Origin of the sequence: Acidovorax radicis N35, assembly GCF_000204195.1 — a bacterium.
Classification (GTDB): Bacteria; Pseudomonadota; Gammaproteobacteria; order Burkholderiales; family Burkholderiaceae_C; genus Acidovorax; species Acidovorax radicis.
The window spans coordinates 885,569-900,623 of the sequence record NZ_AFBG01000018.1; the positions used below are offsets into that span (position 1 = coordinate 885,569).

11 protein-coding genes are annotated in these 15,055 nt (G+C 64.8%); 5 read left to right on the forward strand and 6 right to left on the reverse strand.

The window, feature by feature from the left end; all coding sequences use genetic code 11:
* The first annotated feature begins 58 nt into the window (after nucleotides 1–58).
* On the forward strand, nucleotides 59–964 hold the full coding sequence (gene blaACA / locus ARADN35_RS0109795) for an ACA family class A beta-lactamase (RefSeq protein ID WP_029413817.1): 906 nt from the start codon (nucleotides 59–61) through the stop codon (nucleotides 962–964).
* A gap of 316 nt (nucleotides 965–1,280) precedes the next feature.
* On the opposite strand, the gene argA is transcribed toward blaACA, so the two are convergent.
* From argA to ARADN35_RS0109820, 4 genes are all read right to left on the reverse strand, one after another.
* Nucleotides 1,281–2,627, reverse strand: coding sequence for an amino-acid N-acetyltransferase (gene argA / locus ARADN35_RS0109805; protein ID WP_010461531.1), 1,347 nt, complete (start codon nucleotides 2,625–2,627; stop codon nucleotides 1,281–1,283).
* Nucleotides 2,628–2,711: 84 nt separating this feature from the next.
* Entirely contained in the window at nucleotides 2,712–4,826 is a 2,115-nt protein-coding gene (locus ARADN35_RS0109810) for an AAA family ATPase (RefSeq protein ID WP_010461532.1), read from the reverse strand.
* A gap of 1 nt (nucleotide 4,827) precedes the next feature.
* Entirely contained in the window at nucleotides 4,828–5,073 is a 246-nt protein-coding gene (locus tag ARADN35_RS0109815) for a hypothetical protein (RefSeq protein ID WP_010461533.1), read from the reverse strand.
* Between the two features lie 341 nt (nucleotides 5,074–5,414).
* A complete protein-coding gene (locus ARADN35_RS0109820) occupies nucleotides 5,415–7,295 on the reverse strand; it encodes a serine hydrolase domain-containing protein (protein WP_010461540.1) in 1,881 nt (626 codons plus the stop codon).
* A gap of 91 nt (nucleotides 7,296–7,386) precedes the next feature.
* Between ARADN35_RS0109820 and hrpA the strand changes: the two genes are divergently transcribed.
* Nucleotides 7,387–11,529 carry an ATP-dependent RNA helicase HrpA gene (gene hrpA, locus ARADN35_RS0109825; RefSeq protein ID WP_425265715.1) on the forward strand — a complete coding sequence of 1,381 codons (4,143 nt, stop codon included), beginning with the start codon at nucleotides 7,387–7,389 and terminating at the stop codon, nucleotides 11,527–11,529.
* A gap of 23 nt (nucleotides 11,530–11,552) precedes the next feature.
* Here the strand turns inward: hrpA and ARADN35_RS0109830 are convergent, their stop codons facing one another.
* A complete protein-coding gene (locus ARADN35_RS0109830) occupies nucleotides 11,553–11,909 on the reverse strand; it encodes a hypothetical protein (protein ID WP_010461544.1) in 357 nt (118 codons plus the stop codon).
* Between the two features lie 232 nt (nucleotides 11,910–12,141).
* On the opposite strand from ARADN35_RS0109830, the gene ARADN35_RS0109835 reads away from it, so the two are divergent.
* The gene (locus ARADN35_RS0109835) at nucleotides 12,142–13,827 is read left to right on the forward strand and encodes a long-chain fatty acid--CoA ligase (protein ID WP_010461546.1); all 1,686 of its coding nucleotides are present in this window, start codon (nucleotides 12,142–12,144) and stop codon (nucleotides 13,825–13,827) included.
* Nucleotides 13,828–14,010: 183 nt separating this feature from the next.
* Nucleotides 14,011–14,508, forward strand: coding sequence for a hypothetical protein (locus ARADN35_RS0109840; RefSeq protein ID WP_010461549.1), 498 nt, complete (start codon nucleotides 14,011–14,013; stop codon nucleotides 14,506–14,508).
* 49 nt (nucleotides 14,509–14,557) lie between these two features.
* Here the strand turns inward: ARADN35_RS0109840 and ARADN35_RS28195 are convergent, their stop codons facing one another.
* Nucleotides 14,558–14,710, reverse strand: coding sequence for a hypothetical protein (locus ARADN35_RS28195; protein ID WP_159103186.1), 153 nt, complete (start codon nucleotides 14,708–14,710; stop codon nucleotides 14,558–14,560).
* Here ARADN35_RS28195 and ARADN35_RS0109845 point away from each other — a divergent pair.
* A partial coding sequence (locus ARADN35_RS0109845; RefSeq protein WP_029413819.1) for a helix-turn-helix domain-containing protein occupies nucleotides 14,709–15,055 on the forward strand: 347 nt, incomplete at its 3' end. The two genes, ARADN35_RS28195 and ARADN35_RS0109845, sit on opposite strands and share 2 nt — an antisense overlap.

Below are 15,055 nucleotides of genomic sequence, written 5' to 3' on the forward strand. Positions count from 1 at the left end.
CCGGGGGGGAGATATCCGTATCGTTCGAGCCTTGCTTCAACTCACCCCTCAATTTCATATGCAAAGACGACAGTTTTCCTTGGGTTTTATGGCCGCCACCGCCATGCCTCTTTGGGGTTGCGCGGCTGCCAGCAATGCGGCGAACCAGGACGCAACGGCCCGCCAATGGAATGACACCCTCGCCGGCATCGAACACTTCGCCCAGGGCCGCCTGGGCGTGGCCATGCTGGACACCGGTTCGGGCCTGGCGCTCGGCTGGCGCCAGGACGAGCGTTTTGCCATGGCCAGCACCTTCAAGGCGGTGCTGGCGGGCTGGATGCTGGCGCTGGTGGACCAGGGCAAGGAGCGGCTGGATGCCCGCGTGCACTACGCGGCGGCCGATGTAGTGGCGTATTCGCCCGTCAGCGGCCCCCGTGCGGGCGACGGCGGCGGCCTGACGGTGGGCGAGCTGTGCGCCGCCACCGTGAGCCTGAGCGACAACACCGCCGCCAACGTGCTGCTGGCGCGCCACGGCGGCCCGGCGGGGTTCACGGCCTTTGTGCGGTCACTGGGCGACGGCATCACACGGCTGGACCGCACCGAGCCCACGTTGAACGAAGCCAAGGTGGGGGACCCTCGCGACACCACCACGCCGCTCGCAATGTTGCAGACACTGCAAAAGCTGGTGCTGGGTGATGTACTCACCCCCCCGTCGCGCGCGTGGCTGCAGCGCTGGCTGGTAGATACGAGCACGGGCGACAAGCGCCTGCGCGCGGGTGTGCCAGGCTGGAAAGTCGGGGACAAGACGGGCACGGCGGGCGACAGTGGCACGGCCAACGATGTGGCGGTTTTGTGGCCCCCGGCTGGTGGCGCACCGGTGCTGGTGACGTGTTACCTCACGCGGTCTACGGCCAAGCCGGAACAGCGCGATGCGGCGATTGCGCAAGTGGCGCGCGCCGTGGCCACGGCGATCCTGAATCGATAGTGGAGCGCACAGTAATATCGTCGTACTTAGATAGTAGGGGCGAGAACACCATGACGCACGCAGCAAAAGTACCTGGCAAATTTGCGTGGGTACTCACCACAGCTATTGGCGCCGTGTTTGTTGCTCTGGGTGTGTGGTTGGTGATTGACCCATGAGCGCCACCGTATGGTGGAAAGGTCGGCTTCGTGTTTCATTTGGCCTACTTTGCGGCCGGGCAGTACGGACCCGCGATGGTTTTTGCATTGCTTGGCCTGTTTATGTTTTTTTGGGGGCTCAAGCAACGCCGCGGCTGATTTGCTCGGCCTCTCTCTAGTGACTACAGCTTCTTGACCAGCACCTGGCTCTTGCGGTCCCAGTTGTACTTGCGCTTGCGGGCTTCGGGCAGCCAGTCTGGGTCCACGCTCTGAAAACCACGCTTGATGAACCAGTGCATGGTGCGGGTGGTCAGCACGAAGATGCTGTCCAGCCCGGCGGCGCGGGCGCGCTGCTCGATGCGCTTGAGCAGTTTTTCACCATCACCCGTGCCCTGGCTTTGCGGTGAGACGGTGACGGCAGCCATCTCGGCCGTCTTGGCTTCGGGGTAGGGGTACAGCGCCGCGCAGCCAAAGATCACGCCGTCGTGTTCGATGATGGTGTAGGCGGCGATGTCGCGCTCGATCTCGGTGCGGTCGCGCTTGACCAGGGTGCCGTCCTTCTCGAAGGGCTCGATGAGCTGCAGGATGCCGCCCACGTCGTCGATGGTGGCCTCGCGCAGTTCTTCCAGTTTTTCGTCGATGACCATGGTGCCGATGCCGTCGTGCACATACACCTCGAGCAGCAGCGACCCGTCCACCGCAAACGGCAGGATGTGGCTGCGCTCCACGCCGGCCTTGCAGGCCTTTACGCAGTGCTGCAGGTAAAAGCCCGTGTCGGTGGGCGTCTGCGCCGTGGGCAGCGTGGCCAGCAGGGCCTGAGCGGCGGCCAGTGGCAGCTCGGTGTCGATGGGGTTGTCTTCGCTCTCGGGCTCTTCCGGTTTCATGCGGATGCCTTGCACCTCGCTCAAGAAGATCAGCTTGTCCGCGCGCATCTCAATGGCCACGCTGGTGGCCACTTCTTCCATGCTCAGGTTGAAAGCCTCGCCCGTGGGCGAGAAGCCAAACGGCGACAGCAGCACCAGGGCACCCATGTCCAGCGTGCGCTGGATGCCTGCCACATCCACCTTGCGCACTAGGCCCGAGTGCTGAAAATCCACCCCGTCCATGATGCCCACGGGACGCGCGGTGAGGAAGTTGCCCGAAATCACCCGCACCGTGGCGCCCGCCATGGGCGTGTTGGGCAGGCCCTGGCTGAACGCGGCTTCGATCTCATAGCGCAGCTGGCCCGCAGCCTCCTGGGCACAGTCCAGCGCCACCGAATCCGTGATGCGGATGCCGTGCGAGTATTTCGCCGCATGGCCCTTGGCCGCCAGTTGCTCGTTCACCTGCGGGCGAAAGCCGTGCACCAGCACGATGCGCACGCCCATGGCCTGGATCAGCGCCAGATCCTGCGCGATGTTGTGCAGCTTGCCCGCCGCAATGCCTTCCCCCGTGAGCCCGATCACGAAGGTCTGGTTGCGGAACTTGTGGATGTAGGGCGCCACCGAGCGGAACCAGGGGACGAAGGTGAAGTTGAAGACAGCGGACATGGCGGAGGGTGCGGTGGGGCGGGCCTTGAAACGAAGGAAAAACCGGCAACAACAGGCGGCCCGGTATGGCCGCCAAGTCGCGCATCATAAGCATGCAGGGCTTTCGCTGTCTGGGGCATGTGCCGGCTGCCCCCCGGTTTGTTGCTGAAACGCGGCCAGCCGGGCCGCAAAGGGCTCCAGGATCAGGGCTTCGTCAGGCCCCGTGTGGGCTGCCACCGCAATGGCCACGCCACTCTGGGCCATCAGCGCCTGCATCTCGGGCTGGGCGATCATCCCGTGGTCCATCAGTGCCTCTACCAGGCGGGTGAGGGCCCCCCGGTGCTGGCCCAGCAGGGTGCTGGCACGCTGGTATTGGGACTGCAGCAGTTCCTCGATGGCGGCGTTGCTGGGTTCCACGTCGGTGTTGAGGTGGTTGTCCAGCTCCACCGTCACGTCGGTTCGGGACAGGCGCGTGCCAAAGCCATGGTGGCGGATGAACCGCGCCGCTTCGGCCGTGACCTGCTTGTAGTCCTGCTCGGCGCCCGTCGTGCAGGCCATTTCGCCAAACACCAGCTCCTCGGCCACGCGGCCCGCCAGGCCCACGCACATCATGTCCAGTGCGTTCTGCCGGGTGGTGACCTTGAGGCCCGCGAAGCTGTTGTAGCCGCCCTCGAACGAGGCGATGTTGATCTTCACCTCCTGCGGGGCCTGGCCGAACAGCAGGCAGTAGACCAGTCCGTGGCCCGCTTCATGCACCGCCAGCAAGGCGCGGAAGTCGGCATTGGCGCGCTGCTTCAGGCGGTTGAGCTCCAGAGTCACCCCAAACTGCGCCTGCTGCACATCGCCCTGGCCACCGAGACCATGCACCACCAGATGGCACTTGTCCGCTGCCAGCGCGATGGCAAAGTCCTGCGCCAGGGGCAGCTGCTGCTCCAGCACCCACAGCGCGGCGTTGACCAGGTTGGCGCTCAGGATCGCGTGCACCGACGAGAACAACGGCCGCGTGCCCTGCGCCGGAAACACCGCGTTGGCATACAGCTCATCCAACACGTCCTGCCCGATGGCAAAGCGCACGCCGCATTGGGCGGCAATGTCGTCGCAGTACCGCGTGCACAGGTTGCGGATGAGCTGCTCGTAGGTGGCCTTGTTGAACGAGGGGTAGATCACATGCTCGTTGCCCAGCCGCGCGATCTGCTCGGGCTTGAAACGCTCGGAGAGTGCTTTCTTCACGTCGATGAGCGAGAGCTTGCGCGTGAGGCGGTGGAAGATGTCGGCATCGGTGTCGCAGTCTTCCACGCGCTGGGCGGTCTCGTGGTACATCTCGTCGAGGTTGCCGCAGACGAACACCAGCAGCTTGCTGTAGTCGGTCTCCCAGGACGAAAGCGATTGCTGAAACCGTGTGAACAGTGCCTGCACCTGTGTGGGCGGCCACTGCATGATCTCGGCCAGGGGCTCCGAGAGCTTGAGCATGCGCTTGAGCTCCTGCGCATCCCAGGCGTCGAGCTGGAAGCGGTAGGGTTTCTTGCCAGCGCGCTCATCTTCGTTGTCGTCGGCCCGTTCGGCTTCGTAGTGCGCGTCGGCCAGCTTGCGCTCGATGTTGGTGAGGGCACTCAGCGCGGGCGGCAGGCGCCCGTCGGACAGCAGCGTCCAGACATCCTGGTAGCGCTCCACCTTGACCTCCTCCCCCTTGGTGCTCACCGTGCGAAAGCGCTGGAATTCGTCCAGCACCAGCATGCCCGGCGCGCCCTCGTGGATGCCGGAGTCGCCCAGCATGCCCGAGATGGACGAGCTGCGGTAGCTCGCGCCGTGGCTGAAGCCGTCCATCTGCACTTCCACAAAACGGTCGTAAAAGCCCAGCAGCTGCGCCAGGCGCCGCGTGAGCTGCGTCTTGCCCGTGCCCGTGAGGCCCCATAGGCAGACGATGACGGGACGGGTGATGAGCTGGGGCAGCACATACCAGGCGCGGATGGCATCGATCACACGGTCGATCACGTCGTCGATGCCAAAAAGCTCGGCCTTCAGTTGCAGCGCCGCGTCGGTCAACGCCTGCTGGCGCTGGGCGAGCTCGGCTCGGCTGGCTGGGGCTCTGGCCGGCTCGCCCGGTTGCGCCCGCACGGGGGCCGGCTGCGGTGTGGAAGCCAGGGGGCGCACACCGGCCGGGGCCGCGTGCGGGATGGGATGCCGCGGGTGTGGCGGCACAGGGTTGTTGAAGGGGTTCATCTCAATCGTTCAAAAAGGGGTTCCGGATCGCCTTGCGCAGGGCGACGTTGTCCGCGCGGCGCTGGGCCCCACGGGTTCGGATGTGCTTGCCTGCCGCACTCGACAGGCTGCGTTGGGCCAGCGCGGCGGCCACAGGGTTTCGGGGCGGGCCCGAGGCTTCGAGCAGCAGGACCAGGGGCTGCTTCATGCGGTGCAGCTTTTTGATTTCACCCTGGGCGTAGGCCCGAGACAATTTTTTGGCACTCATGTGCACTCCACAAACAAAAAACCCCGGCAATGGAGCCAGGGCTTGCGGAGCGCGTGAGGGCGCCGGGGGGCCAAGGCTGGACAGTGCGTACACAGTCCAGCCGGGGCGGTGGACTGTGGTCAGGCGGGAGCGAACAAGGGAACAAACATAGCGGTGACCTCCAGTGTTTTCAGGGGCTGCCGTTGCGGCGGGCACAGGCCTGAAAGAAGCGCGAATTGTGGCGAGGTGCCTGGGGCTTGGCAAGCCGAGGGGCCCGCAAAAGCCTGCATGTGTCGCATGAAAAGAACAGTGGACGGGCGAGCGCCTCGCCGAACCCTGTGGAAGGGCGGAGCGGGCTGTGCTCAGCCCTGGCGGCGGTAGGTCCAGCCAGCCGCGTGCATCCACTCTTCCTTGTCGCGCGTCTCCACGACCAGTTCCACCAGATCGCGGCCGTCGTTGAGCGGCACCTGCACCGTCATGCCGGCCCGGTCCGACGACAGGGGCAGCAGGAACTGGCTGTCGTCCCAGAAGAGATAACCGGGCAGTTCGGGCAGCTCACGGAGGGCGACCGCCCCCACACCCAGGGCCCGTGGAATGGACTCGGGCGCTTCGTTCGCCAGCAGCCAGGTGCTGTCCATCCGCGCGACCCATTGCGGGGGCAGCGGGGTGGCAGCGGCAGGCATCTGCTGCCCCATGGGCATGGTGACCCAGTAGTGCCCCGCTGCGGCGGGTTCGCGCGAGAGCAGGTAGCGGTGGCCTTCGGCCTGTTCCCACCGGTACTGGGTGCCGGGCTGGGCCTCCGACCACCACCAGCCGTCGCTTCGCAGGCGCAGCCCCGCGCAGAGCGGGGTCCAGTCCTTCGCCTGTGCCGACCAGACCCACAGGTCGATCTGCTGGCTGTCGGGTGAGAGGGCTTTCAGCGGCTTGGATGAGCGGCCATAGATGCCCAGCATGGCGTCCACAGCGCTTGAAGAAGAGGTTGCCGCCGCCGGGATGGCGGTGGATACCTTGGATGGCAGCGCGGGCAGCTGGCCGGTTTCCCGCAAGGCGCGCAGCAGAATGCCTTCGGCAATGGGCCCGGGCTTGAAGCCGGGCGCGTTGCCGGTGAGCAGCAGGGCCATGCCCGCCTGCGGCAACACGTAGAAGTCGCTGGCGTAGAACATGGTGTCGCCACTCTTTTGCCACGCAAGGACACCCGCGGCGCCCAGGCCCTGCTGCCGCGTGCTGTCCCAGCCCAGGCCCCAGCGCCAGTCGGGGTTGAGATTGATGCGCAGGCCCTGGTTCTGCTCGCTGCCCATTTCCAGGACGCCGGCTTTGGACACGATGCGCTGGCCATCGTGTTCGCCGCCATGGATGAGCATGGAGGCCAGCTTCATCATGTCGCCGGGCGTGGTGCACAGCCCGCCCGTGGCGTAACCCATCACGAATTCCTGGCCCTGCTGAGCGTTGCGGATGGAGCCGTGGGCGAAGCTGCCTTTGGGCAAGGGCTGCAGTGTGTAGCCCGAGCGGGCCATGCCCAGCGGGTTGAGGATGACTGACTGCACGAACGCCGGGTAGGCCTGCCCGGTGACCGAGAGCACGATGCGCTCGACCAGCGTGAAGCCGTCATTGCAGTAGACCGCCATGGCCCCGGGCGTGTGCTTGAGGTGCACGTTGGCCATGGCCGCCTCCAGTTCCGCCGCATACCCTGGCAGCGGCGCAAAGGCGAACAGGTTGTGGGAATAGGTGCCCGGCAGCCCTGAAGCGTGGCTCAGCAGGTGCCGGACCGTGATGTCCCGGTAGCCCTCCGACAGCATCGTGAACTGTGGCAGGTAGCGCACCACGGGCGCATCCAGCTGCACCAGCCTGCGGTCCACCAGCACCATGATGGCCAGCGCAGCGAGCACCTTGCTGACGGAGCCGACGTTGAAGCGTGTATCCGGTGTTGCGGGCGTGGCCGAGGTCTCATCCAGCGCCCCAAAGGCCTCTTGCCAGACGATACGGTCGCCGTGCATCAGTGCGATGGACACGGCCCGCACCTCGCTGCCTTGCATGGCCTGGCGTATTTCGGTGCGTCCCCAGGCAATGGTTGCCGTCATGGTGGGAGAGGCATTGCCGCTGCCGCCACAACCCGGCAGCAGGGGCACCAGGGGCGTCAGCGCTGCGGTGCCAGCCCATGCCAGCCAGTCACGGCGTGGTTGCGATGTGGGCGGGACGGAGCGGCTGTCGTCAAAGCGTTTCTGGGCAGATGTCTGCGGGGGCATTCGGTCATTCCTGGGGGGCCGGAGACATCGTCGGGCGATGGTCAAGAGGCGCGATTGTGGAAGCTGCCCGCCAGGGCTGGCAACCGTGCGCATGGCCCGTGTTGCACGCGGCCAACGCCCGGCTCGGATAATGCAGCCCTTCATGACCGAATCCGCGCCTCCCCATACCTTGCCAACCGCCCCGCGCACTGCGCCGCTGCGTATTACTTTTCCCGAGTCCCTGCCGGTCTCGGGCAAGCGCGAAGAGATCATGGAGGCCATCAGCAAGCACCAGGTCATCATCGTGTGTGGTGAAACCGGCTCGGGCAAGACCACACAGCTGCCCAAGATTGCGCTGGCGCTGGGCCGGGGCAAGTGCAACGCAAAGCCTGGACAAAAAGGCCAGCTCATCGGCCACACCCAGCCACGCCGTATTGCCGCCAGCAGCGTGGCCAAGCGCATTGCCGAAGAGCTGAACACGCCGCTGGGGGATGTGGTGGGCTTCAAGGTGCGGTTCCAGGACCGCCTGAGCCGGGATGCCTCCGTCAAACTGATGACCGACGGCATCTTGCTGGCCGAGACGCAGACCGACCCTCTGCTCAAGGCTTACGACACCATCATCATCGACGAGGCGCACGAACGCAGCCTGAACATCGACTTCCTGCTGGGCTATCTGCGCCAGCTCCTGCCGCGTCGGCCGGACCTCAAGGTCATCGTCACGTCCGCCACGATTGATGCCGACCGGTTTGCCAAGCATTTCGAGAGCGCCAAGGGCCCAGCGCCGGTCATCATGGTGTCGGGCCGCACCTTTCCGGTGGAGCAGCGCTACCGCCCTTTTGAGGAGAGCCGCGATTACGGCCTCAACGAAGCCATTGCCGATGGCGTGGACGAACTCTGGCAGGGCAATGCAGCGGGCGACATCCTGGTCTTTCTGCCCGGCGAGCGCGAGATCCGCGAGGCCGCCGACCACCTGCGCAAGCACCTGTCGCACCAGCCCGTGATGCGCAATGCCGAGGTGCTGCCGCTGTTTGCACGCCTCTCCCAGGCCGAGCAGGACCGCATTTTTGATGGACACACGGGCCGCCGCATCGTGCTGGCCACCAACGTGGCCGAGACCTCGCTCACCGTGCCAGGGGTCCGATACGTCATTGACGCAGGCACAGCACGCGTCAAGCGCTACAGTTTTCGTAGCAAGGTGGAGCAACTGCTGGTCGAACCGGTCAGCCAGGCCGCCGCCAACCAGCGCGCTGGCCGCTGCGGGCGCGTGGCCAACGGCATCTGCATCCGCCTGTACGACGAGGCCGGTTTCAATGGCCGCCCCCGTTTTACCGACCCCGAAATCCTGCGGTCATCGCTCGCAGGCGTGATCCTGCGCATGAAGTCGCTGCACCTGGGCGATGTGACGCAGTTCCCGTTCATCGAGGCGCCCTCGGGTCGCGCGATTGCCGACGGCTACCAACTGCTGGCCGAACTGGGCGCGGTGGACGACGCCAACGAGCTGACCCCCATGGGCGTGGAACTGTCGCGCCTGCCTCTGGACCCGCGCGTGGGCCGCATGATCATCGAGGCGCGCGACCGCAAGGCGCTCGATGAGGTGCTGGTGATTGCCAGTGCGCTCAGCGTGCAGGACGTGCGCGACCGCCCCATGGAGGCGCAGCAGCAGGCCGACCAGGCGCACGCCAAGTTCGACGACGACAAAAGCGAATTCAGCGGGTATCTGAAGCTGTGGAAATGGATCAACGAGGCCCGGGGCGGGGCGCCCAGCCTGCCATCGGCCCGTGCCCAGAAAGCCATGGCCGCGCAGAAGGCACCTTCGCAGGCCTACCTGCCGGTGGCGCAGCGCAGCGGTGGTGGCAGCCCTGCGACAGCGCCTGCCGCCTCTACAGCAGCCCCAGCCGCCTCAGTTGCCACCCACAAGCTCAGCAACCGCCAGTACGAGCAGTTGCTGCGCCAGAACTTCATCAGCATCCGCCGCCTGCGCGAGTGGCGCGACATCCACACCCAGCTGCTCACCGTGGTCACCGAGCACAAGTGGCAGATCAACACCCAGCCTGCGAGCTATGAGCAACTGCATTTGTCGATGCTGGCCGGTTTGCTGGGCAACGTGGGCGCCAAAAGCGACGAGGAAGACTGGTACCTGGGCGCACGTGGCATCAAGTTCTACAAACACCCGGGCGCGCACCTGAACAAAAAGCCCGGCCGCTGGATCGTGGCGTCGGAACTGGTGGAGACCACGCGCCTGTTTGGCCGGGGCATTGCGGCGATTGAGCCGCAGTGGCTGGAGCAGATTGGCGGGCATGTGCTGCGCAAGCAGCTGCTCGACCCGCACTGGGAGAAGAAATCTGCCGAGGTGGTGGCGCTGGAGCGCGCCACGCTGTATGGCATCGTGGTCTACAACAACCGCCGCGTGAACTTTGGCAAGGTAGACCCCCACGCCGCGCGCGAGGTGTTCATCCGCGAAGCGCTGGTTGGCGGCAACTGGGAGACCAAGCTGCCGTTTCTGGCCGCCAACCAGAAGCTGATTGCCAAGGTGGAAGAGCTGGAGCACAAGTCGCGCCGCCAGGATGTGCTGGTGGACGACGAACTCATCTACGCCTTCTACGACCAGCAACTGCCGCCGGAGGTGTGCAGTGGCCACAGTTTTGAGGCGTGGTACCGCGAGGAGTCAAAAAAGCAACCGGAGCTGCTCAAACTCACCCGCGACGAGCTGATGCGCCACGAGGCCGCAGGCATCACCACCAACGCATTTCCCAAGACGGTGCGCCTGGGCGGTGTGGACTGCGCCGCCAGCTACCTGCACGAGCCCGGCGATGCGCGCGACGGCATCACGGTGACCATCCCGCTCTTCGTGCTCAACCAGGTGAGCGACGAACGCTGCGAATGGCTCGTGCCCGGCATGCTCAAGGACAAGATCCAGGCCCTGCTCAAGAGCCTGCCGCAACGCCCGCGCAGCCGCTTCGTGCCGCTGCCCGACAGCGCCACGCGCCTGGCCGAATTGCTGGGTGCGCCCGAGCGGTTTGGCACCGGCAGCCTGACCGATGTGCTGCTCAAGCAGGTGCGCGATGAAACCTCGCTCGACGTGAAGCGTGCCGACTTCAAGCTCGACATGCTCAGCCCGCACCTGTTCATGAACTTCCGCGTGGTGGATGAGCACGGCCGCCAACTGGGCCACGGCCGCAACCTGGGCGCGCTCAAGGCCGAGTGGGGCGCCAAGGCGCGCGGTGCGTTCCAGGCGCTGGCGGGGCTCAAGCTTGGGGGGGCAGCGGCAGAGGGTGTGAAATCTGATTCAAATATGCCACCAGCGCTTGATGGTAAAGCGCAAGCAGCTATTAAATCAGGAGTAAAAGGCGCGGTACAGCCCGCCCAGCCCACGAAGCCAGCCAACGCCACGCCATCGGCCCCCGCAGGCCAGCGCTACGCCACCTGGACATTCGGCGAGCTGCCCGAGCTCATGGAGATCAGGAAGGCTGGGCAGACGCTGATCGGCTTTCCGGCACTCATTGATGGTGGCGACGCCGTGACGATCGAAGTCTTCGACGAGCCCGAGGTCGCAGCCGCCAAACACCGCGCAGGCCTGCGCCGCCTGTTTGCACTGCAGATCAAGGACGCGCTCAAGTACCTGGAAAAGAACATCCCCGACCTGCAGAAGATGGCTGTGGCGTTCATGCCGCTGGGTACACAGGAAGAACTGCGCGCCCAGATCATCGATGTGGCGCTGGACCGTGCGTTTTTGCTCGACCCACTGCCCACCGACGAGTTTGCCTTCAAGCGCCGCGTGGAAGAGGGCCGGGGCCGCCTCACGCTGATCGCCAACGAGGTCGCACGCCTGGCCTCCACCATCCTCACCGAATACGCAGCCGCCGCCCGCAAGATCAAGGACACCAAAAACGCCCCCGAGGCCACGCAGGATGCGCAGCAGCAGCTGCAACGCCTGGTGCCCAAGAACTTCATCGCCGCCGCCCCGTGGACGCAACTGGCGCACTACGCCCGCTACCTCAAGGCCATCACGCTGCGCCTGGAAAAATACCGCGCCGACCCCGCCCGCGACGCCGCCAAGCTGGCCGAGCTGCGCCCGCAAGAGCAGCGCTACTGGCGCCTGGTGGCCGAGCGCAAGGGCGCAGTGGATGCGCGCATGCAGGAGTTGCGCTGGCTGCTGGAGGAACTGCGCGTGAGCTTTTTCGCGCAAGAGCTGCGCACGCCCCAGCCGGTCAGCGTGAAGCGGCTGGACAAGCTGTGGGCGCAGGTCAATAGTTGATGGCCCGGGTGGCGGCCTGCGCCTTACCCCCTGGTCCAGATCTTGATCGTCACGTACATCGTGTAGCCCAGGGCGAGCACCATCCACGCCACAAAAAACAGGTTGGCCCAGTACTGGCCGGAATGCTCTGCCAGGGTGTAGACCTGCCCGGTGCAGCCCTTTCCAACGCACGGAATTTCGCGCAGCACCACTGCGCGCAGGGCTTCGAACAAAAGGTAGCAACCCAAACCGGCAACGAGCAAAAAGCCGATGGGCCCGACAGGTGGTTTGGTGAACTCATCGTTCTCGCCGCGCAAGCCCTGGTTGAGCAACCTCTGTCCGTACCGGTAAAAGAAGTATCCGACCAGGAGCATCAGGGCGTAGTAGACGAGGGTCAGCATGTCGTCGAGTCTTGGTAGGTAGGAGGAACAAGCGGCGTGGCGACGATGGTAGCCGACGCATCTCAATCACAGTTGCCCAGGAGGCGCTGGCGCTGCGCCGCCAGCCTGTGGCCACTGCGCCGCGTTCGACGGGTACCTCGGCGTCACATTCGCGACGCACCATCAGTGCCATCCCCAATGCCGTGGGGCACTATGCGAACTAGGCTGTGTTCTTCAAAGGAATCCCTGCTCCATGCGCCCTCACTACAAGTTCTGGCCCCGCCGCCTGCCCAAGTCCATCACCCTGCCGTCCACCTCGCTGTGGGACAACCTGGCCATCAGTGCCCGCCGCTATCCCGACAAGACGGCGCTGGTGTTCTTTGGCCAGTCGCTCAGCTATCGGCAGTTGATGGAAGGCGCCGAGCGCCTGGCGGCGCGGCTGGTGGGCCTGGGCGTGCAGCGCGGCGACCGCGTGGTGTTGTGCATGCAGAACTGCCCACAGCTGGTGATGGCGCACTTTGCGATCCTGCGGGCCAACGCGGTGGTGGTGCCGGTCAATCCCATGAACCGTGCGGAAGAGCTCAAACACTACATCACCGACCCCGATACCAAGGTGGCCTTCACCACGGGTGACCTGGCTGCCGAGATGGCCAAGGCCAGCAATGCGCTGCCGCAGGCCGAGCGCCTGGCGCACCTGGTGGTGGCGCAGTTCAGCGATGCGTTCGATGTGGATGTGGCGGGTGCCGATGCACCGCCCGAGGCCTGGCGGGAATGGCTGGGCACACGCCACCCGCTGCCCGCACTGGAGGGCGGCCAGGCCCATGCCTGGATGGATGCCGTGGCCTGCAAGGATGCGCCCCCGGAGCTGGTGGTGGGCCCCAACGACCTGGCGCTGCTGCCCTACACCAGCGGCACCACCGGCCTGCCCAAGGGCTGCATGCACCTGCACAAGAGCATCATGCACAACGCTGCGGCCGGGGCCCTGTGGGGCACGGGCTCGGTGGACAACGTCACCCTGGCGGTGGTCCCCATGTTCCACATCACCGGCATGGTGAGCGTGATGCACACCTCTATCTACTGTGCGGCCACGCTGGTGATCATGCCCCGCTGGGACCGGGACCTGGCCGGGCGCCTCATCTCGCGCTACCAGGTCACGAACTGGACGAACATCCCCACCATGGTCATCGACCTGCTGGGCAGTCCGAATTTTGCAAGCTATGACCTGTCGAGCCTGGTTTATATCGGCGGCGGTGGCGCGGCCATGCCGCAGGCCGTGGCGCAGCGCCTGCTGGACCAGTACGGATTGCGCTATTCGGAAGGCTATGGCCTGACCGAGACGGCGGCGCCCTCGCATTCGAACCCGCCCGACCATCCCAAGCAGCAGTGCCTGGGTATCCCTTTCATGGGGACCGATGCGCGTGTGATCGACCCCGACACGCTCCAGGAAGTGCCGGTGGGCGAGCAAGGTGAGATCGTCATCCATGGTCCCGAGGTGTTTGAGGGCTACTGGAAGCGGCCCGATGCCACGGCTTCGTCTTTCATCGAGTTCGAAGGCAAGCGTTTCTTCCGCTCGGGCGATCTGGGGCGCATGGACGAGGACGGCTATTTCTTCCTGACCGACCGCTTGAAGCGAATGATCAACGCGAGCGGCTTCAAGGTCTGGCCGGCCGAGGTCGAGGCGCTGATGTTCCGCCACCCCGCCATCCAGGAGGCCTGCATCATTGCCGCCAAGGACAGCTACCGGGGCGAAACCGTCAAGGCCGTGGTGGTGCTGCGCGCCACGCACCAGGACACGACCGAGCAGCAGATCATCGATTGGTGCCGCGAGAACATGGCGGTGTACAAGGTGCCGCGCATCGTGCAGCTGGTGAGCGCACTTCCCAAGAGCGGCAGCGGCAAGGTCATGTGGAGGCAACTGCAGGAGCAGGAATCTCAGTAGGGATAATGATTTATTGCTATATAAAAAATAGCAGTTTTGCGCTCGTTGTCTGTTGCACGGAAAATGTACGAAAAACAACACTGGCGATACTTCCGCACCCCGCAGTGGTTGCGGTGACATCTTTGACTGATGTTCACCACGAGTCCGGTACTATTCCTTCCCCCGAAACACTCGGGAGTTCAAGTGCCTCACATCTACGCCATCAACGCTCTGAACCCGATCCTCCTCTCCGAGGTTGCTGTGGGCTCGGTGGTCTCATTTCTCGACACCGATGCGACGCTTTACGTGCGCGTCAGCCGCGTCCCTCTGGGTGGTGGGGGAACCTTCATAGCGCTGGATGAAAAGCTGACTGTGGCGAGGGTGTCGGAGGAGAACATGAAGAAATTCGCCTGCAGGCTGCCGCCGGGCGATCTCCGAGTATCCCTAGGAGCAGTCGCTGGCCGAGCTAACGATGTATTGCCTGGTCAAATCGTCTTGACGGCGGATGGGCCCGTGCTGGGGGTGTTGGAGAGCGGGAATTTCGGCTCTTCCGAAACCTCCTATGTTTCGATGGTGACTTGGGAATTTGTCGACTTCCCTGCGAAGTCCTGGCGGATCCAAGACTGCAAGCTCCTTTGGGAGCCTGAAGACCAAAGGCATGAGACTTCTACTCTGTTGACGTTTTTGCAGGCTGGTCGCTAGTAGATAAAGAAAGCGCTCCAAGGGGCGCTTTCTTTTTTTGTTTCGCCCATCAATGCGGCGGGTGACGGTTCAAGCTCGGAATCCCCGTGTTGGTGCCGATGCAATCTTGACCAGCTAAACCGCAAAGTGCCAATCCAATATTGACCAGGGTGTTCCACTGACCTGCTGAGAATTTCAGCAGGGGATTCAAGGTGATCACCATGGACATGATTGGCAAGGTCAGGCGCATGAGGCTGCGCGACCAACTCTCCCTCAGCGAGATCGCAAAGCGCACGGGCCTGTCGCGCAACACGGTCAAGAAGTGGCTCAAGGCGCCCGGCGATGTTGCCCCGAAGTACGAGCGGGTGAAGCTCGATGGCAAGCTAACTGCGTTCGAGCCGATCCTGCATCAAGCGCTCACAACCGACAGCCATCGCCCCAAGCATGGACGGCGCAGCGGCCGTGCCTTGTTTGCTCAGATACAGGCCCAAGGCTACCGCGGCGGCTACAGCGCCGTCACCGACTACATCCGGCGCTGGCGGGTGGAGTCAGCAACCAGTCCGGCAAG